Here is a 22,566-nt window from a genome sequence, read left to right on the forward strand (position 1 = left end):
GGCAGACCCAACAGGTCGCCCAAGTGCTACCGGCACAAGCCGGAAACGGTTTCCTCAATGTAAAACAATTTTCGGATAACGCCTTAATTATCGCCCTTCCTCACCACCCATTTGTGACAAAGACTACACTTTGATTCTATTGATGATGAAAAGGAGTGCGTCGCGAGTATGCCACAAAACCAGCAAGGATTTTCAATTAAAGTCCTGACGATCAATACACACAAGGGTTTCGCCCCTTTTAATCGCCGCTTCATCCTGCCGGAATTGCGTGACGCTGTACGCGCCACTTCGGCGGATGTGGTATTTCTGCAGGAGGTGATGGGCACCCACGCCATCCATCCTCTGCACCATGAAAACTGGCCTGACTCACCACACTATGAGTTTCTCGCCGACACCATGTGGAACGATTACGCCTACGGACGCAACGCGGTCTATCCGGAGGGCCACCACGGCAATGCCGTGCTGTCGCGCTTTCCGATCAGCGAATATGAAAACCGGGATATTTCGGTCGCGGGCAGTGAAAACCGCGGCATGCTGCATTGTCAGATCGCCCTGCCCGAGCCCCATGGCACCCTGCATGTGATCTGCGTGCATCTGGGACTGAAAGAGTCGCATCGCCATGCACAGATGAAAATGCTGTGCGATATGGTCTCTTCGCTGCCGGCCGATGCGCCGGTGGTGGTGGCCGGCGATTTCAACGACTGGCAGCGACGCGCCAACCAGATTTTAAAGCAGGGTGCAGGTCTGAAAGAGGTATTTAGCATGAAAACCGGACGCCCGGCGCGCACTTTCCCGGCGCGCTTTCCGATTCTGCGGCTCGACCGCATCTATGTCCGCAACGCCACGGTCAGTCATCCGTGGACGCTGCCGCGTAAACCCTGGTCGCATCTCTCCGATCATGCGCCGCTGGCCGTGGAGATTCACCTATGAATTTTCACTGGCAAGAAGGTAACAAGCTGCGCCTGCTGGAGAATGGTGAGGAGTTTTTCCCGCGGGTCTTCGGGGCGATTCAGCGCGCCGAACGCACCGTGCTGCTGGAAACGTTCATTCTGTTTGAAGATGAGGTCGGTAACGCGCTGCATCGCGAACTGCTGGCCGCAGCACAGCGCGGTGTGCGGGTAGAAGTGATGGTTGACGGCTACGGCTCGCCCGATCTCTCCGATAAGTTCGTCAACAGCCTGACCGGCGCCGGGGTGCGTTTCATCTATTACGATCCGCGCCCGCTGGTGATGGGAATGCGCACCAACGTTTTCCGCCGCCTGCATCGTAAAACCGTGGTGGTGGATGAGGTGGTCGCCTTCGTTGGCGGGATCAACTTCTCGGCTGAGCACAACAGTGACTATGGTCCGGAAGCCAAGCAGGATTACGCGGTGCAGGTCAAAGGTCCGGTGGTCGGTGATATTGCCCGCTATCTGCAACAGGCGATCGGCAGCGAACAGGCTACCCGCCGCTGGTGGGGATCGCGATCGCATCGCCCGGCGGTCAACGCCACGCCGGGCGACGCTCAGGTGCTGTATGTCTATCGCGATAACGACGATCACCGTGACGACATCGAAATGCACTATCTGGAGATGCTGCGCGAGGCCAAACGGGATGTGATTATCGCCAACGCCTACTTCTTCCCCGGCTACCGGTTGCTGCGTGAAATGCGCAATGCGGCCCAGCGCGGGGTGCGCGTCAGGCTGATTGTGCAGGGCGAACCCGATATGCCGATTGTTAAAGTCGGGGCTGAACTGCTCTACAACTATCTGGTCGATGCCGGGGTGGAGGTCTACGAATATTGCCGTCGTCCGCTGCACGGCAAGGTGGCGGTGAAGGACGATCACTGGGCGACCGTCGGCTCCAGTAATCTCGATCCGCTCAGCCTGTCGCTTAACCTCGAAGCTAACCTGATTATCCACGACCGCCAGTTTAACCAGACCTTACGCGACAACCTTGAAGCGTTGCTGGCCAGAGATTGCCAGCGGGTGCAGGACGACCGCCTGCCGCCGCGTAACTGGTGGCAACTGAGTAAGAGCGTGGTGGTGTTCCACTTCCTGCGTCACTTCCCGGCCATCGCGGGCTGGTTACCTGCCCACACGCCGCTGCTGGCGCAGGTCGATCCGCCAGTTCAACCGGAAATGGAGACACAAGATCGCGTTGAAGCCGATAATGAAGGAGCGAAACCCTGATGGCGAAAAAGCATCCACGCTGGCAACTGGCGAAAAAAATCCTCACCGTGCTGTTCTTCATTGCGGTCATTGTGCTGCTGGTGGTCTATGCGCGGAAGGTGAACTGGGAAGATGTCTATGATGTGATCGTCAACTACAACCGGTTTGTGGTGCTGACCGCCGCCGCCCTGGTGGTGATCAGTTACCTGGTTTATGGCTGTTACGATTTGATTGGCCGCGCCTACTGCGGCCACAAGCTGGCGAAACGTCAGGTAATGCTGGTCTCATTTATCTGTTACGCCTTCAACCTGACGCTAAGTACCTGGGTCGGCGGCGTGGCGATGCGTTACCGGCTCTATTCACGCCTGGGCCTCGACAGCGGCACCATAACCCGCATCTTTTCGCTGAGTATTGCCACCAACTGGCTGGGTTACATCCTGCTGGCTGGCGTGGTATTCAGCGCCGGCATGGTGTCGATCCCCAGCGGCTGGTTTATTGGTGAAACCACCCTGCGGCTGATTGGCGTGCTGTTGCTGGTGCTGGTGGCGGTCTTCCTGTGGGCCTGCGCCTTCTCAAAACGTCGCCGCTGGACGGTGAAAGGTCAGACGCTACAGCTGCCTTCGCTGCGAATGGCGCTGTTTCAGTTTGCCGTTTCCTGCGCCAACTGGATGGTGATGGGCACGATTATCTGGCTGTTGCTGGGACGCGACGTCGGCTATCCGATGGTGCTGGGGGTGTTGCTGATCAGCAGTATCGCCGGGGTGATTATTCATATTCCGGCCGGGATTGGGGTACTGGAAGCGGTGTTCCTGGCGCTGCTCAGCGGACAGCATACGTCGCATGGCGCCATTATTGCCGCCCTGCTGGCCTATCGCGTGCTCTATTTTATTTTACCGCTGCTGCTGGCGCTGGTGCTCTATCTGGTACTGGAGAGTCGGGCCAAACATCTGCGGCATAAAAACGAGCAGAAGCTTCAGAAGTCCCAGTGAAATGAAACAGGGAAAGGCGCAACCTGAGCGCCTTTCCCTGCTTTCAGAGATAACCTTAACGACGGTTGCCGAAAATCCGCAGCAGCATCAGGAACAGGTTAATAAAGTCCAGATAGAGGGTTAATGCCCCCATAATCGAGTAACGACGCAGGTTCTCTGTGTCACGCGCGTCAATCTGCTCGCCAATATTCTTCAGCTTCTGGGTGTCATAAGCGGTTAAGCCGACAAACACCACCACGCCGATATAGGTAATGGCCCACATCAGCGCCGGACTTTTCAGCCAGAAATTCACCAGCGACGCCAGCACGATGCCGATCAGCGCCATAAACAGCAGGCTGCCAAAGCGGCTCAGGTCACGTTTGGTGGTGTAGCCATAAAAACTCATCGCACCAAACATACCGGCGGTGACGAAGAAGGTGCTGGCAATCGACGAATAGGTGTAGACCAGAAAAATACTCGCCATGGTGACGCCAGTCAGCGCCGAATAGAGCATAAACAACCCGGTGGCGACCGCGCCGCTCAGGCGATGTACCATGCCGGAGAGGAAGAAGACCAGCGCCAGCTGCGCGATAATCAGCCCAAAGAAGGTGATACGGTTAGCAAACACCAGCTCCATTACCGCTGGAGTCCGCGCGGCAAACCAGGAGACAAACGCTGTCAGTAACAGACCGCAGGTCATCCAGCCATACACCTGGGACATATAGGCTTGCAGCCCACGTGACGCAGGTTGAACAATTGAGTCATTTTGTGGATATCGGTCCATGATGCACCTCTTGTTGAACGGATTAGGACGAGCTCCGCGCACGGAGCCTGACTAAGTGTGGCACAGCCCGACTCAACTGCGCCACAACATCACCGCTAACGACGTGACAGACACTGCTGATAGCGGCTATCGACCCGCTGAGCGAACCAGGCGGTGGTCAGATTGCGGGTAATTTTCGGGCTTTCCAGCTTGATGCCCGGCAGCATTTCACGCGGCAGTCGGCGACCCGCCATTTTATCGGCCAGGGTGAATACCTGCCGCCACAGCGTGCTGTCGCTGAACTCCGCCTTCTCCCCTTTCTCAAGATCGCGGCGGATCTCGCTGTCGCTCATATCAATCTGCTTCGCCAGGGTGCGTACCGCCAGCTCGGTGCTGCCCGCCTTCTCGCTGCCGTAAAGAATCAGATCGCCATCCAGCGTCAGCTTCATGCCGGTCGCCCGCGCAACTGCGGCCTGGAATGCGGCATTGCGGCTGGCATACCAGCCGGCGTTGAAGTCGGCAAAACGGTAAAGCGGCTGGCTGTAATCAGCCGGATAGCCCAGCAGATGCAGGGTTCCGAAGTAGATCCCGCCGTGACGGGTAAAGACTTCGCGGCGAATTGAGCCATCAATCGGCCACGGATAGCCTTTGGCATGGGCTTCCGCAAAGGCGATGCTGACCTGCATCGGCCCGCCGGTATGGATCGGATTAAGATTGCCAAACAGCGTCTGTCCCATCGGCACCATATCGATTAAGTCATCAAAAATATCGCTCAGTTCCTTCTCGCTGCGCACCTTATCCAGACGGGCGGCGTAGCTTTCGCCGTTCGATGATTTAATCATCAGCGCGGTACGTACCACAAATGCCGGCACGTGTACCTTCGCTGCCCGGCGATTAATCTCGCCCCAGGCAATTTTGGGCAGGCCCGGCACGGCGGCTTCGGCGCTGAAATTGGTCTCCTGCTCCGCCACTGCAATCACCGCACACAGGTTGCTGGTGCTCGGGTCGAGCTGCTGGGTGCGAAAAGAGGTGTAGATGTCGTCAGCCCAGTCCGCTTTATTGCTGACGTGGGCCGGCAACAGCCGCTGGATTTGCGCTTTGACATCGGCGGGCTGCCGGACCGGCGCCTCGGGCGTTTTCTTGCTGCTACAACCTGCCAGCACCAGCGCGGCGACCAGCGTCAGACGTTGCAGACTTGGGGTAAATGACATACCTGTCCTCGGAATCAATCAAAGCTCTTCTCTACCATTGCCGCCATTTTACAGGCAGGTCTGATTTTCTGAACTAAGGTTACCTTTTTTACCGTTAAAGGAATTTACGATGTTAAAACTCTGGCCGGTCGCGGCGCTCAGCCTGCTGTTAGCGGGATGCGGTGCCAATAACTCCCCTGCAAAAGTACAGTCGCCTGGCGCGCCCACCTCCTCGTCACTTAAGCTGCTGGAAACCGGCGCCAGCGTGATGCAGTCCCGCCCTCCGATTGACGCCATCAATACCTATCTCGACGGCTTCCATTTTTATAACGGCGATCAGAACGGTCAGATGGAGGCGCACCACTATGTGACGGTGCTGAATGAGGATGTGATGCAGGCGGTGATTTATGACGGCAATACCCGCGATGCGCGCCTGATGGGCGTGGAGTACATTATCAGCGAGCGGCTGTATAAAACCCTGCCGCCGGAAGAGAAAAAGCTGTGGCACAGCCATCAGTACGAAGTGAAATCAGGCACGCTGATCGCGCCCGGCTTACCGGAAGCCGCCGATCACGCGCTGATGAAGCGCATCGTTAATACCTACGGCAAGACCTGGCACACCTGGCATACCGATCGCGACAAGACCCTGCCAATCGGCATTCCGGCCCTGATGATGGGCTTTACCGCTGACGGGCAGATGGATTCACGCCTGCTGGCCGATCGCGACCGGCGCTTTGATGTCGACAGTAAGAAAATTCGTGCTCAGCGGGCGGATATTGTGGCGCATCCGGCCGAACCGGGGGCCAATGCCTGGCAACAGGGCGAGGTGATTCAGCTGCAGCGCACCCACGGCGGCGGTGAACACAGCCACGGCCAGACCCATTTCGGCCCGGCCGAGCAGTTAAAACAGCCTTAATCCCAGCGCTGCGCCGCCTGGCGATCGCTGTCGCGGGCATCGACCCAGCGATCGCCGTCGGCGGTCGCTTCGCGCTTCCAGAACGGCGCGCGGGTTTTCAGGTAATCCATAATGAACTCCGCGGCAGAAAATGCGCTGCCGCGGTGTGCGCTGGTGACGCCCACCAGCACAATTTCATCACCAGGAAACAGTTCGCCGGTGCGGTGGATCACCGTGACGCGCTGCAGCGGCCAGCGCTGGCGGGCGGCATCAACAATCTCCTGCAATGCTTTTTCGGTCATGCCGGGATAGTGTTCCAGCGTCAGTGCCGCGACGTGCGCGCCGAGGTTATGGTTACGCACTTTGCCGGTAAAAGTCACCACTGCGCCATCTTCGTCACAGGCGGCCAGCCAGCGATAAGCTTCAGCCATATCAAACGGCGCCGGGCCGACACGAATCTGCGTCTCCATCTTAGCCTCCGGTCACTGGCGGGAAAAAGGCCACTTCATCGCCGTCGCGCAGCGGATGACTCATCGGCACCAGCGTCTGATTTACCGCCGCCAGCAGCTTGCCGGACTCGAGCGCTAACGCCCAGCGATCCCCCTGCCCGGCCAGCGCAGCACGCAGGGCAGCCACATCCGGATAGGCGGTAGCGATCTCCAGCGAGGCGCTGCCGACCAGCTCACGTACCTGGGCAAAAAACAGCACCTTAATCATCGGACACCGCCTGGAAATCACCGCTTTTGCCGCCGCTTTTGCTGATTAAGCGCAACTGGTCGATGACGATATCTTTCTGTACCGCTTTGCACATGTCGTAGATGGTCAGGGCCGCCACCGAGGCCGCCGTCAGCGCTTCCATCTCAACGCCGGTTTTGCCGGTCAGACGGCACAGCGAGGTGATGCGTACCTGATTGTGTTCCGGCTCGGCCAGCAGATTCACTTCCACTTTGCTCAGCATCAGCGGATGGCAGAGTGGGATCAGTTCCCAGGTCCGTTTGGCGGCCTGGATACCGGCAATGCGCGCCGTGGCGAACACATCGCCTTTGTGGTGACTGCCGTCGATGATCATCTGCAGCGTGTCAGGCTGCATCAGCACCAGCACCTCCGCCCGCGCTTCGCGTACGGTTTCCGCTTTGGCGGAGACATCCACCATATGCGCTTCGCCAGCAGCATTAATGTGTGTGAGTTGCGACATACTTACCGTTTCTTCAGATGTGAGACAAAGTTGCAGGGACGGGTGCGCGCATCCAGCTGATCGGCAATAATCCGCTCCCAGGCGCTGCGGCAGGCATTGGTGGAGCCCGGCACCGCAAAAATTAAGGTCTGGTTCGCCATCCCGGCGATGGCGCGCGACTGCAAGGTCGAGCCGCCAATCTCCTCATAGGAGATCATCCGGAACAGTTCGCCAAAGCCGGCGATCTCGCGATCAAACAGCGGCAGCAGGGCTTCCGGCGTGCTGTTTTTCAGGTTAAATCCGGTACCGCCGTTAATGATCACGACCTGCACATCGTCACTGGCGATCCAGCGCGATACGGTGGCGCGAATGCGATAGAGATTATCCGGCACGATGGCGTGATCAACCACCTCGTGCCCCGCCTCAAGGGCGGCACCGCGCAGATAGTCGCCGGAGCTATCCTCGCTGGCATCGCGGCGATCTGACACGGTCATTACCGCAATCTGTAACGCCTGAAATTCGCTGACTGGTTTGCCCATAACGCCTCCTGAAATTAACCGCCAATGTAAGAAAGATTTTGCGTGATACCGGTGTTGCCCTGATGCAGAAAATGGGTCTGCTTTTTCTGCCCGAGGCTACTGGCAATGCGCGCCTGCAGTTCCGCTTGCTGATCGTCAGAGGCCAGCAGATCCCGCAGCGGTACGCCACCGTCGCCAAACAGGCAGAGATGCAGATTGCCCTGCGCCGAGACGCGCAGACGGTTGCAGCTGGCACAAAAATCTTTGGCATAGGGCATTATCAGGCCGATCTCACCGACATAATCGGGATGGTAAAACACCTGGGCCGGACCGTCGCTGCGGCCGCTCTCCCGCCGCTGCCAGCCCTGCGCAATCAGCTGGTCACGGATCACCGTGCCGGAGACGTGCTGCTGGCGAAACAGCGTTCCGCCGTCACCGGTTTCCATCAGTTCGATGAAGCGCAGCTGAATCGGTCGGGTACGGATCCAGTCGAGGAAGGTCGCCAGATTACGGCTATTGAGATCGCGCATCAGCACGCTGTTGACTTTCACCTGCTGAAATCCGGCGTCAAAGGCAGCGTCGATGCCCGCCATCACCTGATGGAATTTATCCTGACCGGTAATGGCGTGGAACTGACGGGCATCGAGGCTATCAACGCTGACGTTGAGCGCGGTTAATCCCGCCTCGCGCCACTGCTTCACGTCGCGAGCCAGCCGGTAACCGTTGGTGGTGACGGCGATATGGCGCACCGAGGGGTTCTCACGCACCGCCGCGATGATGTCGGTAAAATCGCGGCGCAGCGATGGCTCACCGCCGGTCAGCCGCACTTTTTCTGTGCCCGCTGCGGCGAAAGCCCGCGTGACACGACGGATTTCATCCAGAGAGAGAAAGCTTTTGTTGCGAATGCCGTGCGGCTTGTAGCCATCGGGCAGACAGTAGGTACAGCGGAAGTTACACACATCCGTGACCGACAGGCGCAGGTAATAGAACTTACGCGCGTATGCATCAGTAAATTGTGACACCAGAACACCTTTCCAGATTGGGAGATGCAGTCATTTCTTTCTGCACCCTGGTAGCTCAATGGCTACGGCCTGACTCCCCTATCCGCAGACGTAGGCAATCAGGCTAGAGTGTACGCTGACCCGTTGATCAGCGCGGTTAATCAAGATGGTAGCGCGATTTCCGCGACTCTTCCATTCGCTGTTTTCGCTATATATTCTGATACATATCGAATTTTCACCGCATTTTAGCGACAGGATACGTTAAAATGCGCTTCAGATTTTGACGCAAGTCATCCGCGCGGGTTTAGCGTTTAGAGCGACGTCACGCGAGACGATGTTAAGGAGAAGTATGAATCGCACACTGGCCGATCTCGATCGCGTGGTGGCCCTGGGTGGCGGACATGGCTTAGGCCGCGTGATGTCTGCCCTGTCGCCGCTCGGCTCACGCCTTACCGGCATTGTAACCACCACCGATAACGGCGGTTCAACCGGCCGCATTCGCCGCTCAGAAGGCGGCATCGCCTGGGGCGATATGCGCAACTGCCTCAACCAGCTGATCGCCGAACCGAGCGTGGCCTCAGCGATGTTTGAGTATCGCTTTGCCGGTAACGGGGAGCTGGCCGGACACAACCTCGGTAACCTGATGCTGAAAGCGCTCGATCACCTGAGCGTGCGTCCGCTGGAAGCGATCAACATCATTCGTAACCTGCTGAAGGTCGATGCCTTTTTGATTCCGATGTCGGAGCAACCGGTGGATCTGGTGGCGCTCGATGTGGAAGGCAATATGGTCTACGGTGAAACTGCAATTGATGAGATGAAGCAGCCGCCGCAGGAGATGATGTTGCATCCCAACGTCCAGCCGACGCGGGAAGCGCTGGATGCAATTGGCGAAGCGGATTTAATCCTGATCGGGCCAGGCAGTTTTTACACCAGCCTGATGCCGATTCTGCTGATGGAGGAGATGGCGCAGGCGCTGCGTCGGACGCCCGCCACCATGGTCTTTATCGGCAATCTGGGTCGCGAACTCAGCCCGGCAGCAGCCAGCCTGACGGTCGCCGATAAACTGGCAATGATGGAGCGCTACATTGGCAAACGGGTGATTGACGCGATTGTGGTCAGTCCCTCCGCCGACATCAGCCAGGTCGATAACCGGCTGATTGTGCGTGAGCCGCTGGAGGCCGCCGATATCAAATATCGTCACGACCGCCAGCTGCTGCGGGTCGCGCTGGAACACGCCATTCAGGGCTTTAGCTGAGTTACGAGGTGGCAATAAACAGCGTGCGCAGCTCATGCAGCTGATCGCGCACGCTGGCCGCCTGTTCGAACTCCAGGTTCTGCGCATGCTGCTGCATCTGCCCTTCCAGCTCGTGGATCTTTTTCTGCAGGGCCTGCGGCGACAGCGCCAGGTAATCCGCTTCAGCTTCGGCCGCGCCGCGACGTGCCGGTTTGGCTTTGCCACGGGTTTTCACCACGTTGTTGCCCAGTTCCAGAATATCGGTAATTTTCTTATTCAGGCCCTGCGGCACAATGCCGTTCTCTTCATTGTACTGCTGCTGCTTCTCGCGGCGGCGTTCAGTCTCTTCAATCGCCCGCGCCATCGACGGGGTAATTTTATCGCCGTAGAGAATCGCCTTGCCGTTAATGTTACGCGCCGCACGACCGATGGTCTGAATCAGTGAGCGTTCGGAACGCAGGAAACCCTCTTTATCCGCGTCCAGAATGGCCACCAGCGATACTTCCGGCATATCCAGCCCCTCACGCAGTAAGTTAATGCCCACCAGCACATCAAACTCACCCAGACGTAAATCGCGGATAATTTCCATGCGTTCAACGGTATCAATATCGGAGTGCAGGTAACGCACCTTCTCACCGTGCTCTTCCAGATATTCGGTCAGATCTTCCGCCATACGCTTGGTCAGCACCGTCACCAGCACACGTTCGTTGATCGCCACCCGCTGACGGATTTCCGACAGCAGATCGTCGACCTGGGTCGCCACCGGACGCACTTCGAGGATCGGGTCGAGCAGACCGGTAGGACGCACCACCTGGTCGATCACTTCGCTGCCCGATTTTTCCAGCTCATATTTACCCGGCGTGGCTGACACATAGATAGTCTGGGGTGCCAGCGCCTCAAACTCTTCAAACTTCATCGGACGGTTATCCAGTGCCGACGGCAAACGGAAACCGTACTCTACCAGCGTCTCTTTACGCGCCCGGTCGCCTTTATACATCCCGCCAATCTGCGGGATGGTGACGTGCGATTCGTCGACCACCAGCAAGCCATCGGCTGGCAGATAGTCAAACAGCGTCGGTGGCGCTTCACCCGGTCCGCGCCCGGAAAGATAGCGCGAATAGTTTTCGATGCCGGAGCAGTAGCCCAGCTCGCCCATCATCTCCAGATCGAACTGAGTACGCTGGGTAATACGCTGCTCTTCCAGCAGCTTATTATTTTCCAGCAGCACCCTGCGGCGATCCGCCAGTTCCACCTTGATATCTTCCATCGCCTGCAGAATGCGCTCACGCGGCGTCACGTAGTGCGTTTTCGGGTAGATGGTAAAGCGCGGCACTACCGAGTCGATCTGGCCGGTAAGCGGGTCAAACAGCGACAGGCGCTCTACCTCTTCGTCGAACAGCTCAACGCGCAGGGCGATATCGTCCGATTCGGCCGGGAAGATGTCGATCACTTCGCCGCGCACCCGGAACGTACCGCGCTGGAACGCCTGATCGTTGCGGGTGTACTGCAGCTCTGACAGACGGCGCAGAATGCTGCGCTGGTCGATAATCATGCCGCGGGTCAGGTGCAGCATCATTTTCAGGTAGAGATCGGGATCGCCCAGACCGTAGATCGCCGAGACCGAGGCGACCACAATAACGTCACGCCGCTCCAGCAGCGCTTTGGTCGCCGACAGACGCATCTGCTCAATGTGTTCGTTAACCGAAGCGTCCTTTTCGATAAAGGTGTCGGAACTCGGCACATAGGCTTCCGGCTGGTAGTAGTCGTAGTAAGAGACGAAAAACTCAACCGCGTTATCCGGGAAGAACTCCTTCATTTCACCGTACAACTGCGCCGCCAGCGTTTTGTTGGGCGCCAGTACCATGGTTGGACGGTTGAGATCGGCAATCACGTTGGCGACGGTGAAGGTTTTCCCCGAGCCGGTTACGCCTAATAAGGTCTGGTGGGCCAGTCCATCTTCCAGCCCCTCTTCCAGACGACGAATCGCCTCTGGCTGATCGCCAGAAGGTTTGAAAGCGGAATTCAATTTAAAGGCTTTACTCATGAATGCAGTTCCTGCTGAAGAAGTCGGCGGGCAGGCCACTATTTTACTCTGCTATGGTGATTTTGCCAGAAAATAATACTGGATATAAAAACAGTATCGAGGCAGAGTAATCGCCACTGTCGGGATACTTTTTCGCCGTCGATTGGCGCTTGCTTTATCGCGCAGGTTGTTGCGCAAGGTTATCCCCAGGCGGAGATCGGATTTAACATTTGTCAATAGACCGTCACAAAATTACAGTTCGATGAACTGACAGATAATTCGCAGGCTTGTTTTTTATTAACCAATTGATTTTACTGGCTTATGCCCAAAAGCCCAGATTCTCGACATTATGTAACCAGGCCGCGTATTTCCTCGCTTCCAACCTGTTTTCATTACCTAATGCACAAGGTTATCCACAGGAATGGTGGATAAGTGATGGCAGCCCCGCCGCCATCGGCTGTGTATAATTTTTCCCTGCCGCTCGGTTTCGCTAAAAATAATTTTTTTTCCGCTAATTTTAGCTGCCGTGGCTGACCCATTGTTCTGCTTTTTTTACCGGTTGCCTTCTTTAACCCCCGTCTTTGCCGCATCTGTTGCCCATTCCTAATCAGAATCGCTGCCTCATGATTGTACGTCTGCACCAGAAACGCCGCCCGCTGGCACTGCAAAAGTGCAGTAATGTTATCACCGGCAGAAATTGATAAGCATTGCTCATCTTTTAGCGCCACAGACCCGCGCTGCTGGCTGAAAAATGGTTGCTGCGGAATCTGGCCTGGGAATTGCAAGAATCCGTGGCGTCAACGCGCAACGCGCGCACTGTACTGCAATGGGGAGCGTGCCATTGCTGATAACTTGTTTGCCAGACGACACAGAGCGGAAGCATTCAGGCTAATGATCGGGAAGGAGAGTGTCAGATGCTGAGTTTACGTTCGGTAAATCAATTTTACGGTCAAAATCATATTCTGTGGGATGTCGATCTCGATCTGTCGCCTGGCACCTGCACCGGCGTTCTCGGCCGGCCCGGGATGGGGAAAACCACCCTGGTGAACTGCATCATGGGCAGGCTGCCGATTAACAGCGGAACGATCTCCTGGAAAGAGGATGGCTCACCGCCCGCCGACCTGCTGCTACAGCCGGCGGAGCAGCGGGCGCAGATGGGTATTGGCTACGTGCCGCAGGGCCGCCATATTTTTACCCAGATGAGCGTGGAAGATAATTTGCTGATCGCCCTGCTGGCCGGGGCAAATCAGGCTGACCGCCACCGCGCCATCCCCGAAATGCTGTTTGACCTGTTCCCGGCGCTCTATTCGTTACGGCAGCAGCGCAGCGGCGATCTGCCCATCGATCAGCAACAGCAGCTGGCCCTGGCGCGGGCGCTGGTGTTACAGCCTAAGCTGCTGATTCTGGATGAGCCGACCGACGGTATGTCACCGTGGCTGGAGGAGGAGATGGGCAATCTGATTCGCCGCCTGAATCTCGACTACGGCCTGACCATCCTGCTGCTGGAGCAGCGACTGTCGCTGATACGCCGCGTGGCCGACTATTTTCTGCTGTTGCATCGCGGGCGTAACGTGGCGCAGGGCAAAATGGCGCAGCTGGATGACCACACCGTCAACAAATGGCTGACGGTGGCCTGAGGTTTGTTAGTCCGGTAAGGTCAGATACTGGCCGCAGCTGTCCTGCTGCGCCGCTTCGGTCAGATACGGAATGGTGCCGAGACAGGGCGCGGGCAGTCGCTGCTGCAGGCTGGTGAGATATTCCTGATAACGGTTACCGGGCGGCACTACGGTGTTGGCGATCCAGCCAGCCAGTCGCAGCCCACGCGCCCGTACCGCATCCGCGGTCAGCATGGCGTGATTGATGCAGCCCAGCTTGACGCCAACCACTAAAATGACCGGCAGCTGTTCACTGCTGACCCAGTCGGCGTAGGTGTGCGTGGCGGATAACGGGGTGTACCAGCCGCCCGCCCCTTCGACCAGAATCCAGTCAGCCAGCGGCTCCAGCGCCGCCAGTCCCGATGACATGGTCAGCGAAGTGATCGGCCTGCCCTCTTCGGCACTGACGATGTGCGGCGACGTGGGTTCGAGGAACGCCAGCGGATTGACCTGCTGATAGTCTAACGGCACGCTGCTGTAACGCTGCAGCGCCAGCGCGTCACTGTTGCGCAGCCCCTGCGCTGTCATCTCACAGCCGGAGGCGACAGGCTTGTAGCCGGCGCAGCGATAACCCGCGGCCCGGGCCGCCTGTAACAGCGCGCCACTGGCGACCGTTTTACCGACTTCGGTGTCGGTGCCGGTGATAAACCAGCGCTTCATGATGAACTTACTCCATAGATTAAATGATAACTGAGGCGGAAACCGTGCCGATCGCGCGGCCAGTGCGCTTCCAGCTGTGCCAGCCGTTGCCGGGTCAGCAGCGGACCGTCACGCCCCTGATGCAGATGAGTGGCGCCAATCCCTTTCAGGGAACGCATAGCGCTGAGCGCATCGGGAAAATGCAGGGTAATCAGCGCTGACTCACAGCTCAGCCGGTGGGCTGCGCAGGCTGACGCGATCTGCTGTTCGCTGAGAAACCGGTTGGCGTGAGGATGTTCGTCAAGATACGACCAGGCCTGATGCACTTCCTGCAATGAACCGGCGCTCAGGGTCGAGAACAGCAGCGTGCCGTCGGGACGTAGCACCCGTCTGAACTGGCTCAGCGCCTGCGACAGATCGTCGCTCCACTGCACCGCCAGGTTGCTCCATACCAGATCAAAACCGGCATCCGCCAGCGGCAGAGCATCGATATCCCCGGCCAGGTAGTGCTGCGCCGCATCATTGGCGCGCGCCTGTTGCAGCATCTGCGGTGAAAGATCCAGTGCCGTCACCTGCTTACCACGCGCCCGCCATTGCTTGCTGTACCAGCCGGTGCCGCAACCGGCATCGAGCAGCTGCGGACCACTGTGCGCGGGGGCGCGAGCCAGCAGCGCGTCACCGCTCAGCCGCTGCAGGGCAGCATGTGCATCATAATGCCCGGCCGCCCGGCCAAAGGCCCGCGCCACGGCGCGCTTATCAACCTGCAGCGTCATGCAGCGCCTCCAGCAGAATGTCGATGTCGTCCGGCTGATGCGCCGCCGTCAGGGTAATACGCAGCCGGGCGGTGCCTGGCGGGACGGTTGGCGGCCGGATCGCACTGACCCAGCAGCCAGCGTCCGCCAGCCGGGCTGAGAGCGCCATCGCTTCCGCATTGCCGCCAACAATTAATGGCTGAATCGCGCTGGCGGAATCCATCAGTTGCCAGGGCAGCGTAGCCGCGCCGCGCCGGAAGCGCTGAATATTTTGCTGCAACCGCTGACGCAACTCATCGCCCTGCCGGACCTGGCCGAGGGACGCCTGCAGCGCCGACGCCTGGGCGGCGGGCATGGCGGTCGAGTAGATCAGATGACGGCTGAACTGCAGGAAATAGTCGGCGGTTTGTGCGTCGCACAGCAGCGCGGCTCCGCTGACGCCAAAGGCTTTGCCAAAGGTGACCACCAACAACTCAGGCTTGATTCCCTGCTGCCAGCAGCTGCCGCGCCCCTGCTCGCCCACCACACCGATACCGTGCGCATCGTCTACCAGCAGCCAGGCCCCGGTCTGCCGGGTCTGGATCGCTATCGCCGCCAGCGGCGCACTGTCGCCATCCATGCTGAAAATGCCTTCGGTTACCACCAGCGTTTCACCGCTGCAGGGCGAGGACAGCCGCGCCGCCAGACTCGCCGGACTGTTGTGCGTGAAACGGCGCAGCTGCGCCGGACTGTGGCTGGCGGCATCCAGCAGCGAAGCGTGGGTTAACTTATCCGCCAGGATGCGATCGTCAGCCTCTGCCAGCAGATGGATCACCGCCTGGTTCGCCGCAAAACCAGAGATAAACAGCAGCGCCCGGTCATAGCCGAGCCAGTCAGCCAGCTGCGCTTCCAGCTCCGCATGCTGCCGGTGATAACCGGTGACGTGACCGGATGCACCGGCCCCGGCTCCCGCCTGCTCTGCGCCGCGCTGCCAGCCGGCAATCACCGCCGGATGCTGCGTTAAACCGAGGTAGTCGTTGCTGGAAAAATGGCGATAGGTCCGTCCGCCACTCTGCAACGTGCGGGTGGTCTGGTGATCGATCACCGGTCGCTGCCGCCAGCCATCGGCCGCCCGCCGCTGCACGAGCGCCTGCTGCAGTCGTTGCTGCCAGCTCATTACAGCGCCGCGTTATAGAACTGTTCAGTGTCAGCGTGCATCAGCTGCTCGCTGAGCTGCTGCTGCTGTTGCTGATCGCCGTGGTCGGTATGGCTGTGCTGCGGATTCAGGCCCAGCTTACGGAACAGCACCCGATCTTTATCCTCTTCCGGGTTCGGCGTAGTCAGCAGTTTGCAGCCGTAGAAAATCGAGTTAGCACCGGCCATAAAGCACATCGCCTGGGTCTGCTCGCTCATCTGCTCACGGCCCGCCGACAGCCGGACGTGCGAGGTCGGCATCATGATGCGCGCCACCGCGATGGTGCGGATAAAATCGAACGGCTCCACGTCATCGTTATCCGCCAGCGGCGTCCCTTTGACCTTCACCAGCATGTTGATCGGCACGCTTTCCGGCGGCGTCGGCAGATTGGCTAACTGCACCAGCAGTCCGGCGCGATCGTTGACCGTTTCCCCCAATCCGACAATGCCGCCAGAGCAGACTTTAATGCCGGCGTCACGCACTTTGCCCAGCGTATCAAGCCGTTCCTGATAGCTGCGGGTGGTGATGATACTGCCGTAAAATTCCGGCGAGGTATCGAGGTTGTGGTTATAAAAATCGAGGCCCGCGCCAGCCAGTCGCTGCGCCTGCTGGTCGCTGAGCGTACCCAGCGTCATACAGGTTTCCATCCCCATCGCCTTGACCCCTTCAACCATTTTTTCCAGGTAAGGCATGTCGCGGTCATGCGGGTTTTTCCAGGCGGCGCCCATGCAGAAACGACTCGATCCGGCCGCTTTGGCCTGCCGGGCCGAGGCCAGTACCTCTTCGACCTCCATCAGACGTTCCGATTCCAGACCGGTTTTGTAGCGCGCACTCTGCGGGCAGTATTTGCAGTCTTCCGGGCAGGCACCGGTTTTGATCGACAACAGGGTGCTGACCTGCACCTGGCGCGGATCGAAGTGCTGACGGTGCACCCGCTGCGCTTCAAACATCAGTTCAAGAAAAGGTTGATCAAACAGGGCCTGTGCCTGTGCGACTGTCCAGCGTTGTGCCATTGCGTGCTCCAAAAAAAGGGTGTCATCCCGACGATTAACGTGGTTATACTTGTAAACTATATTTTTTTATTTTGGTTTACAACTCCGGTTTACGATGCCCATGTTCACGCCTGAAGACGCCCGCTTTGATCGCCAGCACATCTGGCATCCCTACACCTCAATGCAGGACCCCCTGCCCTGTTACCCGGTGGTTGCCGCACACGGTTTCCAGCTGCAACTGGCCGATGGCCGTGAGCTGGTCGACGGCATGTCCTCGTGGTGGGCGGCGATCCACGGCTATAACCATCCGCGACTGAACCGGGCGTTGACCCAGCAGATGACGCAGATGTCCCACGTGATGTTTGGCGGCATAACCCATCCCGCTGCCGTGGCGCTCTGCCGTCAGCTACTGACCATGACGCCCGCGGCGCTGGAGTGCGTATTCCTCGCCGATTCCGGCTCGGTCGCAGTGGAAGTGTCGATGAAGATGGCGCTGCAATACTGGCTGGGGCGCGGAGAGGTCCGTCAGCAATTCCTGACGCTGAAACGCGGCTATCACGGCGATACGTTTGCGGCGATGTCGGTGTGCGATCCGGATAATTCGATGCACAGCCTGTGGCGCGGTTACCTGCCTGAACATCACTTTGCCGAGGCTCCGGCCTGTGGTTTTGACGACCGATGGGATGAGCGCGACTTCGACGATTTTGCCCGCCTGCTGGAGCAACATCATCAGCAGCTGGCCGCGGTGATTCTGGAGCCAATAGTTCAGGGCGCAGGCGGGATGCGTTTCTACCATCCGCGCTATCTGCAGCGGGTGCGTGAAGCGTGCGATCGCTACGGCCTGTTACTGATTGCCGATGAGATCGCCAGCGGCTTTGGCCGCACCGGCAAACTGTTTGCCTGTGAACATGCCGCTATCACGCCCGATATTATGTGCGTTGGCAAAGCGCTGACCGGCGGGACCCTGACGCTGGCGGCCACCCTGACCACCCGTGAGGTGGCGGACACCATCAGCCGCAGTCCGGCCGGCTGTTTTATGCACGGCCCGACCTTTATGGGCAATCCGCTGGCCTGCGCGGTGGCGGTCGAAAGCCTGACGATGCTGGCTGAAGGCGAGTGGCAAGGTCAGGTGGCCGCTATCGAACAGCAGTTGCGGGCGGAGCTGTTGCCGCTGCGCAGTGCGCCGCAGGTAGCGGATGTGCGGGTGCTGGGCGCGATTGGCGTGGTCGAGACCCATCAGGCGGTCAACATGGCGGCGCTGCAGCAGTTCTTCGTCGAGCAGGGCGTGTGGATCCGCCCGTTTGGCCGGCTGATCTATCTGATGCCGCCGTACATCATCACGCCGCAGGCGCTGAGCAAACTGGTGCAGGCGATTGGGGCAGCGCTTGAGCATTCTTCACATTTTGCCGACTGAAGCGGGCTAAGCGCTGGAACTGCCTGCGCGTTTGGTTATGATGACAGGCTATTCATCGACACGTGAGGAGAGGCAATGCGCGTTTATAGTCAGGATTTTAACGACGGCGATAAGATGCCTGAGAAGCATGTTTTCAACGGCATGGGCTATCAGGGCGAGAACATCTCTCCCCATCTGGCCTGGGAAGCGGCCCCGGAAGGCACCAAAAGTTTTGTGGTGACCTGCTACGATCCCGACGCGCCAACCGGCTCCGGCTGGTGGCACTGGCTGGTTGCCAATATTCCGGCCAGCACTACCTCTCTGCCGCAGGGCGCGGGTTCCGGCAAAGCCGAACTGCCATCAGGAGCGCTACAGACCCGCACTGATTTTGGTCAGGCTGGCTATGGCGGCGCGGCACCGCCGCAGGGCGAAACCCATCGCTACATTTTCACCGTGCATGCGCTGGATGTGGAAAAGATTGAGGTGGATGAGGGCGCGAGTGGCGCAATGGTTGGCTTTAACGTCCATTTTCACGCGCTGGCGAGCGCGTCACTGACCGTGAACTATCAGTAATCCCGCCACGCCTCCCCGTCCGGGGAGGCGTGCGAAACTGCGTTATGCCTGCAGCTGATGCACAACAACCCACATCGGTCCCTGTCCAACCGCATAACGTCCCAGCGGTTGTAACAGCCCTTGCGGTTCCGTAATGCGATAGACCTCGATGTGATGAGACTTCTGCCCCGCCGCCACCAGATACTGCCCGCTGTGATCGATATTAAAGCCGCGCGGCTGGGTCTCGGTCGGCTGGAAACCTTGCAGAGTCAGCTGGTCACCCTGTTCGCTGACGCTGAACACCGCCAGCGTGCTGCTGGTGCGGTCACAGGCGTAGAGGAAACGGCCATCCGGCGTCAGATGAATATCTGCTGCCCAGCGGGTACCGCTGAAATCAGGTGGCATCATATCCAGCGTCTGCACGCTTGCCACGTTGCCCTCATTTAACGCCCAGACGTCGACCGTGCTGTCGAGTTCATTCACACAGTAGGCGTAACGTCCGTTCGGATGGAACTGCATGTGGCGCGGACCGGCGCCTTCGACGGTGGTGACCTGCGCCTGCGGACGCGGCGTCAGCTGGCCATCATCGCCTAGCGCAAACAGGCAAATGCGGTCCTGCTTCAGGGCCGGCACGTAGAGCGTCTGATTGTGGTTATCAATATTGGCTGAGTGGCACCCTTCCAGCCCGTGGATCACCTGCAGCGGTGCCTGTGGCACGCCATCCTCACCAATCGGGCTGACGCTGACGCAGGCGTCATTGTAGGAGCCGCAGAACAGGAATTTACCGCTGCGATCGGTGGAGATATGGGTCGGGCTGCCGGGCAGCGGCGCCTGTCCGGCTTCGGTCAGGGTGCCATCAGCCGCGATGCGAAACGCCAGCACGCGAAAATTGGGGCGCACGCCGACATAGAGAAAATCGCGGTTCGGACTCACCACCATTGGCTGAACCTGGCCAGCGACATCGGTCACCTGAAGCAACGTCAGCGCACCCTCTTCATTCATCTGCCAGACATGGATCTGCTGGCTCTCGGGACTGGCGGTGTAGACAACTTGTTTCATGCATTCTCCTTTTTGGCTGCCTGATGATGATCTGTGAGTCACTGTAGCGCGTTTTAGCCATGCTGGAATCATTTGTGCCCGGTTTTTTGTCTCACAAGGGCAGTCAGGTGTAGACTTGAGGCTTCGCTAACCTACCCCAACGGAAGGATTAATGAGCTACCGTGTCATTGCCCTCGATCTCGACGGCACGCTGTTAACACCCGCAAAAACCATTCTGCCGCAGTCGGTCGAGGCGCTGAAGAAGGCGCGTCAGGCGGGCATTCACGTCGCTATCGTGACCGGACGCCATCACTGCGCCATCCATCCTTTTTATCAGGCGTTAGAACTCGATACGCCAGCTATCTGCTGTAACGGTACCTATTTGTATGATTATCAGAACAAAAAGGTGCTGGCGGCCGATCCGCTTGATAGCCAACTGGCGCTGAAGGTGATTGAGATGCTGGATCAGCAGGGGATTCATGGGCTGCTGTATGTCGATGATGCCATGCTGTATCAGACCCCGACCGGCCATGTTACCCGCACCCTCAACTGGGCCGAATCGCTGCCACCGCACCAGCGTCCGCTGTTCAGACAGGTGCCTGATTTAGCCGACGCAGCGCGCGAAGCGGGCGCCATCTGGAAATTCGCCCTGTCGCATCCCAACATTCCTGAGTTGCAGCAGTTTGCCAGCCGGGTCGAGGCGGAACTGGGCCTGGCCTGCGAATGGTCGTGGCACGATCAGGTCGATATCGCTAAAGGCGGCAACAGCAAAGGCAAGCGGCTGGCGCAGTGGGTCGACTCGCTGGGACTGAGCATGTCAGATGTGATCGCATTCGGGGATAACTACAACGACCTCAGCATGCTGGAAACCGCCGGTCTGGGTGTGGCGATGGGCAATGCCGATGAGGCGATTAAAGCGCGCGCCAAAAAAGTGATCGGCACCAACCTCGAAACCGGCATTGCTGAGACGCTCTATCAGTACGTGCTGTAATCAGGGCGTGACCGAGACGCTTTTAATCTGGGCATAGAGCCACTGATCCGGCCGAATGCCCAGTTCATCACGCGCCCACGGCGTAATGCGCGCCCGGCATTGACCCGATGAAGAGGGTCTGTTTCATTTAATGCGTTGAGAAGCAAAAAGCAAATTTTAACGCAGGGATAAAACAATAGATAACGCAACATGACTCTGAGGAGGGTCTGTATACATCAAAGCCTTTTTTAATCTTTTATAAAATGAGCGCTGCACTTTATTATTCATTCTTAACTTTTCAAAACCTGGCATTGATATAAACCAATATGACATAAACAATCATTAAAGCTGACTCCAGCATTGATGACGAAAAAGATATCAAAAAAACAGTGCTGCCATAAGAGTGATATAAAGCTATTTGATATCAGGCCGCTCACCATTTTCAATCAAACAACGCTAAAGCTTATCTTTCACCTGCCGATAACCCTTATTTATCTGTAGGTATGAGATATGTTTAAAAAAATATTTAACAAGGCTCTGCTTTTATTATCATTGATGCTCACGGGTTGTACATCGTTACAGGTTGGTCATTTAACCCGCTATGCCAGTGATGTGCATTATTATTCTTTCCTGGATGGCTCAATCGTTGCTCCCTACGCACCTAAAGTTTACCCCATGAAAGTTCCGGACGACCTCTCCTTTGTACAATTTGTCGTTGATCTGGGCTACGACTATGTTGCGCTTCCCTTTATCTATACAGATAGTCGAATCACGGAAAACACCGCCCCCTTTTATGAATTTCTGGAGTGGTCTAAACAACCCTTTATTCAGCGTCAGGAAACAAAGCAAAAGGTCATTGGTGGACGTTACAACGATATTCTGGAATACGGTGAAGAGAATGATCTGAAAACACAAGAGCCAGTATTTTTAGTCGTGCGTCATTTTGGATATTTCTTCCGTGATGCCGTATTTGCACTGACCGTACCTGAAGTCGAAAATCTTTTATCAGAAGTATATAGTGTTAAATACTGCAAAGAACATGGATTGAAGTTATAGCCGATTCTGGAACATATAGCGCTATTGACCACGCTGCTCTGCCACCCGAATCAAACGCTTCTTTGATTGATGCATAGTGATGTCATCCAGGCCAGCTAAACAGAAGCACGGTGAAAGCCATTTTATAGGGCGTTGCCCTGAACCACAGAAAGTGTTGCAGAATCCCTCTGGTAACGGTTCAGGGCCACCAACAGGCTTCACATTTTAATTTTGCTTAAACTTCTGGGAGATATCGCCCTTCCTGACAGGGAATTGAATATCAATACTCATCAGATTATTGATGTCGGCTTTCCACTTCTTCTCTTCACGACAACCAGTGACGAAAGCAAGAACCCACGCTCTCTGTTCAGAGGTGTCAGAAGCCTACTCAATAAAACATTCGAAACAAGGCAGAAAAAAAGAGACCCATTAAATAATTTCATTAAAAAA

24 protein-coding genes, 1 pseudogene and 1 riboswitch are annotated in these 22,566 nt (G+C 57.6%); of the genes and pseudogenes, 10 read left to right on the plus strand and 15 right to left on the minus strand.

Features of this window, described 5'->3' with window-relative positions; translation table 11 throughout:
* Positions 1 to 168 precede the first annotated feature (168 nt).
* From ABIB18_RS02200 to ABIB18_RS02210, 3 genes are read left to right on the plus strand one after another with little or no spacing between them, the layout of a single operon-like run.
* Positions 169 to 930 (plus strand): endonuclease/exonuclease/phosphatase family protein, encoded by a 762-nt coding sequence (locus tag ABIB18_RS02200; protein WP_031377420.1) that lies wholly within the window; start codon positions 169 to 171, stop codon positions 928 to 930.
* On the plus strand, positions 927 to 2,171 hold the full coding sequence (clsB, locus tag ABIB18_RS02205) for a cardiolipin synthase ClsB (protein WP_031377421.1): 1,245 nt from the start codon (positions 927 to 929) through the stop codon (positions 2,169 to 2,171). The genes ABIB18_RS02200 and clsB overlap by 4 nt, the downstream gene beginning before the upstream one ends.
* Complete coding sequence (locus ABIB18_RS02210; protein ID WP_031377422.1) at positions 2,171 to 3,139, plus strand: lysylphosphatidylglycerol synthase domain-containing protein; 969 nt, start codon at positions 2,171 to 2,173, stop codon at positions 3,137 to 3,139. Before clsB ends, ABIB18_RS02210 begins: the two co-directional genes overlap by 1 nt.
* A 55-nt stretch (positions 3,140 to 3,194) precedes the next feature.
* On the opposite strand, the gene ABIB18_RS02215 is transcribed toward ABIB18_RS02210, so the two are convergent.
* Positions 3,195 to 3,902 carry a Bax inhibitor-1/YccA family protein gene (locus ABIB18_RS02215; RefSeq protein ID WP_046288442.1) on the minus strand — a complete coding sequence of 236 codons (708 nt, stop codon included), beginning with the start codon at positions 3,900 to 3,902 and terminating at the stop codon, positions 3,195 to 3,197.
* Between the two features lie 95 nt (positions 3,903 to 3,997).
* Positions 3,998 to 5,092: a DUF1615 domain-containing protein gene (locus tag ABIB18_RS02220; protein WP_354473583.1), complete on the minus strand. Its 1,095-nt coding sequence runs from the start codon at positions 5,090 to 5,092 to the stop codon at positions 3,998 to 4,000.
* 109 nt (positions 5,093 to 5,201) lie between these two features.
* Here ABIB18_RS02220 and ABIB18_RS02225 point away from each other — a divergent pair, with 109 nt between their 5' ends.
* Positions 5,202 to 5,987 carry an OBAP family protein gene (locus tag ABIB18_RS02225; RefSeq protein WP_279809421.1) on the plus strand — a complete coding sequence of 262 codons (786 nt, stop codon included), beginning with the start codon at positions 5,202 to 5,204 and terminating at the stop codon, positions 5,985 to 5,987.
* On the opposite strand, the gene moaE is transcribed toward ABIB18_RS02225, so the two are convergent.
* The 5 genes from moaE to moaA form a co-directional block, all read right to left on the minus strand.
* Positions 5,984 to 6,436 carry a molybdopterin synthase catalytic subunit MoaE gene (gene moaE, locus ABIB18_RS02230; protein ID WP_031377425.1) on the minus strand — a complete coding sequence of 151 codons (453 nt, stop codon included), beginning with the start codon at positions 6,434 to 6,436 and terminating at the stop codon, positions 5,984 to 5,986. The genes ABIB18_RS02225 and moaE overlap by 4 nt on opposite strands.
* 1 nt (position 6,437) lies before the next feature.
* Complete coding sequence (gene moaD / locus ABIB18_RS02235) at positions 6,438 to 6,683, minus strand: molybdopterin synthase sulfur carrier subunit (protein ID WP_031377426.1); 246 nt, start codon at positions 6,681 to 6,683, stop codon at positions 6,438 to 6,440.
* Positions 6,676 to 7,161, minus strand: a complete 486-nt coding sequence (gene moaC, locus ABIB18_RS02240) for a cyclic pyranopterin monophosphate synthase MoaC (RefSeq protein ID WP_354473584.1) — start codon at positions 7,159 to 7,161, stop codon at positions 6,676 to 6,678. Before moaC ends, moaD begins: the two co-directional genes overlap by 8 nt.
* A gap of 2 nt (positions 7,162 to 7,163) precedes the next feature.
* On the minus strand, positions 7,164 to 7,679 hold the full coding sequence (moaB, locus tag ABIB18_RS02245) for a molybdenum cofactor biosynthesis protein B (protein ID WP_031377428.1): 516 nt from the start codon (positions 7,677 to 7,679) through the stop codon (positions 7,164 to 7,166).
* 14 nt (positions 7,680 to 7,693) lie between these two features.
* Positions 7,694 to 8,680, minus strand: coding sequence for a GTP 3',8-cyclase MoaA (gene moaA / locus ABIB18_RS02250; protein ID WP_089561127.1), 987 nt, complete (start codon positions 8,678 to 8,680; stop codon positions 7,694 to 7,696).
* Positions 8,670 to 8,803, minus strand: a riboswitch (molybdenum cofactor riboswitch). It overlaps the preceding gene by 11 nt.
* A 205-nt stretch (positions 8,804 to 9,008) precedes the next feature.
* On the opposite strand from moaA, the gene ABIB18_RS02255 reads away from it, so the two are divergent.
* Positions 9,009 to 9,914, plus strand: coding sequence for a gluconeogenesis factor YvcK family protein (locus ABIB18_RS02255; protein ID WP_031377430.1), 906 nt, complete (start codon positions 9,009 to 9,011; stop codon positions 9,912 to 9,914).
* 1 nt (position 9,915) lies between these two features.
* Here ABIB18_RS02255 and uvrB read toward each other — a convergent pair whose 3' ends face one another.
* Both uvrB and ABIB18_RS02265 read right to left on the minus strand, forming a co-directional pair.
* Complete coding sequence (uvrB, locus tag ABIB18_RS02260) at positions 9,916 to 11,937, minus strand: excinuclease ABC subunit UvrB (RefSeq protein WP_031377431.1); 2,022 nt, start codon at positions 11,935 to 11,937, stop codon at positions 9,916 to 9,918.
* Between the two features lie 371 nt (positions 11,938 to 12,308).
* Positions 12,309 to 12,644 (minus strand): hypothetical protein, encoded by a 336-nt coding sequence (locus ABIB18_RS02265; protein WP_354473585.1) that lies wholly within the window; start codon positions 12,642 to 12,644, stop codon positions 12,309 to 12,311.
* A 186-nt stretch (positions 12,645 to 12,830) separates the two neighbouring features.
* Here ABIB18_RS02265 and ABIB18_RS02270 point away from each other — a divergent pair, with 186 nt between their 5' ends.
* Positions 12,831 to 13,553 (plus strand): ABC transporter ATP-binding protein, encoded by a 723-nt coding sequence (locus ABIB18_RS02270; RefSeq protein WP_354473586.1) that lies wholly within the window; start codon positions 12,831 to 12,833, stop codon positions 13,551 to 13,553.
* Between the two features lie 6 nt (positions 13,554 to 13,559).
* Here ABIB18_RS02270 and bioD read toward each other — a convergent pair whose 3' ends face one another.
* Genes bioD through bioB form a run of 4 tightly spaced genes read right to left on the minus strand, consistent with a single transcriptional unit; the run spans position 13,560 to position 17,149 of the window.
* Positions 13,560 to 14,231: a dethiobiotin synthase gene (gene bioD / locus ABIB18_RS02275; RefSeq protein WP_046288444.1), complete on the minus strand. Its 672-nt coding sequence runs from the start codon at positions 14,229 to 14,231 to the stop codon at positions 13,560 to 13,562.
* Positions 14,228 to 14,983, minus strand: a complete 756-nt coding sequence (bioC, locus tag ABIB18_RS02280; RefSeq protein WP_046288445.1) for a malonyl-ACP O-methyltransferase BioC — start codon at positions 14,981 to 14,983, stop codon at positions 14,228 to 14,230. Before bioC ends, bioD begins: the two co-directional genes overlap by 4 nt.
* Positions 14,967 to 16,118 carry an 8-amino-7-oxononanoate synthase gene (gene bioF, locus ABIB18_RS02285; RefSeq protein ID WP_354473587.1) on the minus strand — a complete coding sequence of 384 codons (1,152 nt, stop codon included), beginning with the start codon at positions 16,116 to 16,118 and terminating at the stop codon, positions 14,967 to 14,969. Before bioF ends, bioC begins: the two co-directional genes overlap by 17 nt.
* Complete coding sequence (bioB, locus tag ABIB18_RS02290; RefSeq protein WP_031376862.1) at positions 16,118 to 17,149, minus strand: biotin synthase BioB; 1,032 nt, start codon at positions 17,147 to 17,149, stop codon at positions 16,118 to 16,120. Before bioB ends, bioF begins: the two co-directional genes overlap by 1 nt.
* Positions 17,150 to 17,249: 100 nt before the next feature.
* Here bioB and bioA point away from each other — a divergent pair, with 100 nt between their 5' ends.
* Both bioA and ABIB18_RS02300 read left to right on the plus strand, forming a co-directional pair.
* Positions 17,250 to 18,542, plus strand: a complete 1,293-nt coding sequence (gene bioA / locus ABIB18_RS02295) for an adenosylmethionine--8-amino-7-oxononanoate transaminase (RefSeq protein ID WP_089561131.1) — start codon at positions 17,250 to 17,252, stop codon at positions 18,540 to 18,542.
* Between the two features lie 75 nt (positions 18,543 to 18,617).
* Complete coding sequence (locus ABIB18_RS02300) at positions 18,618 to 19,094, plus strand: kinase inhibitor (protein ID WP_031376860.1); 477 nt, start codon at positions 18,618 to 18,620, stop codon at positions 19,092 to 19,094.
* 42 nt (positions 19,095 to 19,136) lie between these two features.
* Here the strand turns inward: ABIB18_RS02300 and pgl are convergent, their stop codons facing one another.
* Positions 19,137 to 20,132 (minus strand): 6-phosphogluconolactonase, encoded by a 996-nt coding sequence (gene pgl / locus ABIB18_RS02305; protein WP_031376859.1) that lies wholly within the window; start codon positions 20,130 to 20,132, stop codon positions 19,137 to 19,139.
* Between the two features lie 151 nt (positions 20,133 to 20,283).
* Here pgl and ABIB18_RS02310 point away from each other — a divergent pair, with 151 nt between their 5' ends.
* Positions 20,284 to 21,102 carry a pyridoxal phosphatase gene (locus tag ABIB18_RS02310; protein ID WP_069728050.1) on the plus strand — a complete coding sequence of 273 codons (819 nt, stop codon included), beginning with the start codon at positions 20,284 to 20,286 and terminating at the stop codon, positions 21,100 to 21,102.
* On the opposite strand, the pseudogene ABIB18_RS02315 reads toward ABIB18_RS02310, so the two are convergent.
* Positions 21,103 to 21,195, minus strand: a pseudogene (locus ABIB18_RS02315) (TOBE domain-containing protein); the annotation flags it as partial. It lies immediately after the preceding gene.
* A 396-nt stretch (positions 21,196 to 21,591) separates the two neighbouring features.
* Here ABIB18_RS02315 and ABIB18_RS02320 point away from each other — a divergent pair.
* Entirely contained in the window at positions 21,592 to 22,137 is a 546-nt protein-coding gene (locus ABIB18_RS02320) for a hypothetical protein (protein ID WP_031376844.1), read from the plus strand.
* Positions 22,138 to 22,566: the final 429 nt, after the last annotated feature.

It is taken from the genome of Pantoea sp. UYEF8 (assembly GCF_040546285.1).
In the GTDB taxonomy this organism is placed as follows: Bacteria; Pseudomonadota; Gammaproteobacteria; order Enterobacterales; family Enterobacteriaceae; genus Pantoea; species Pantoea brenneri.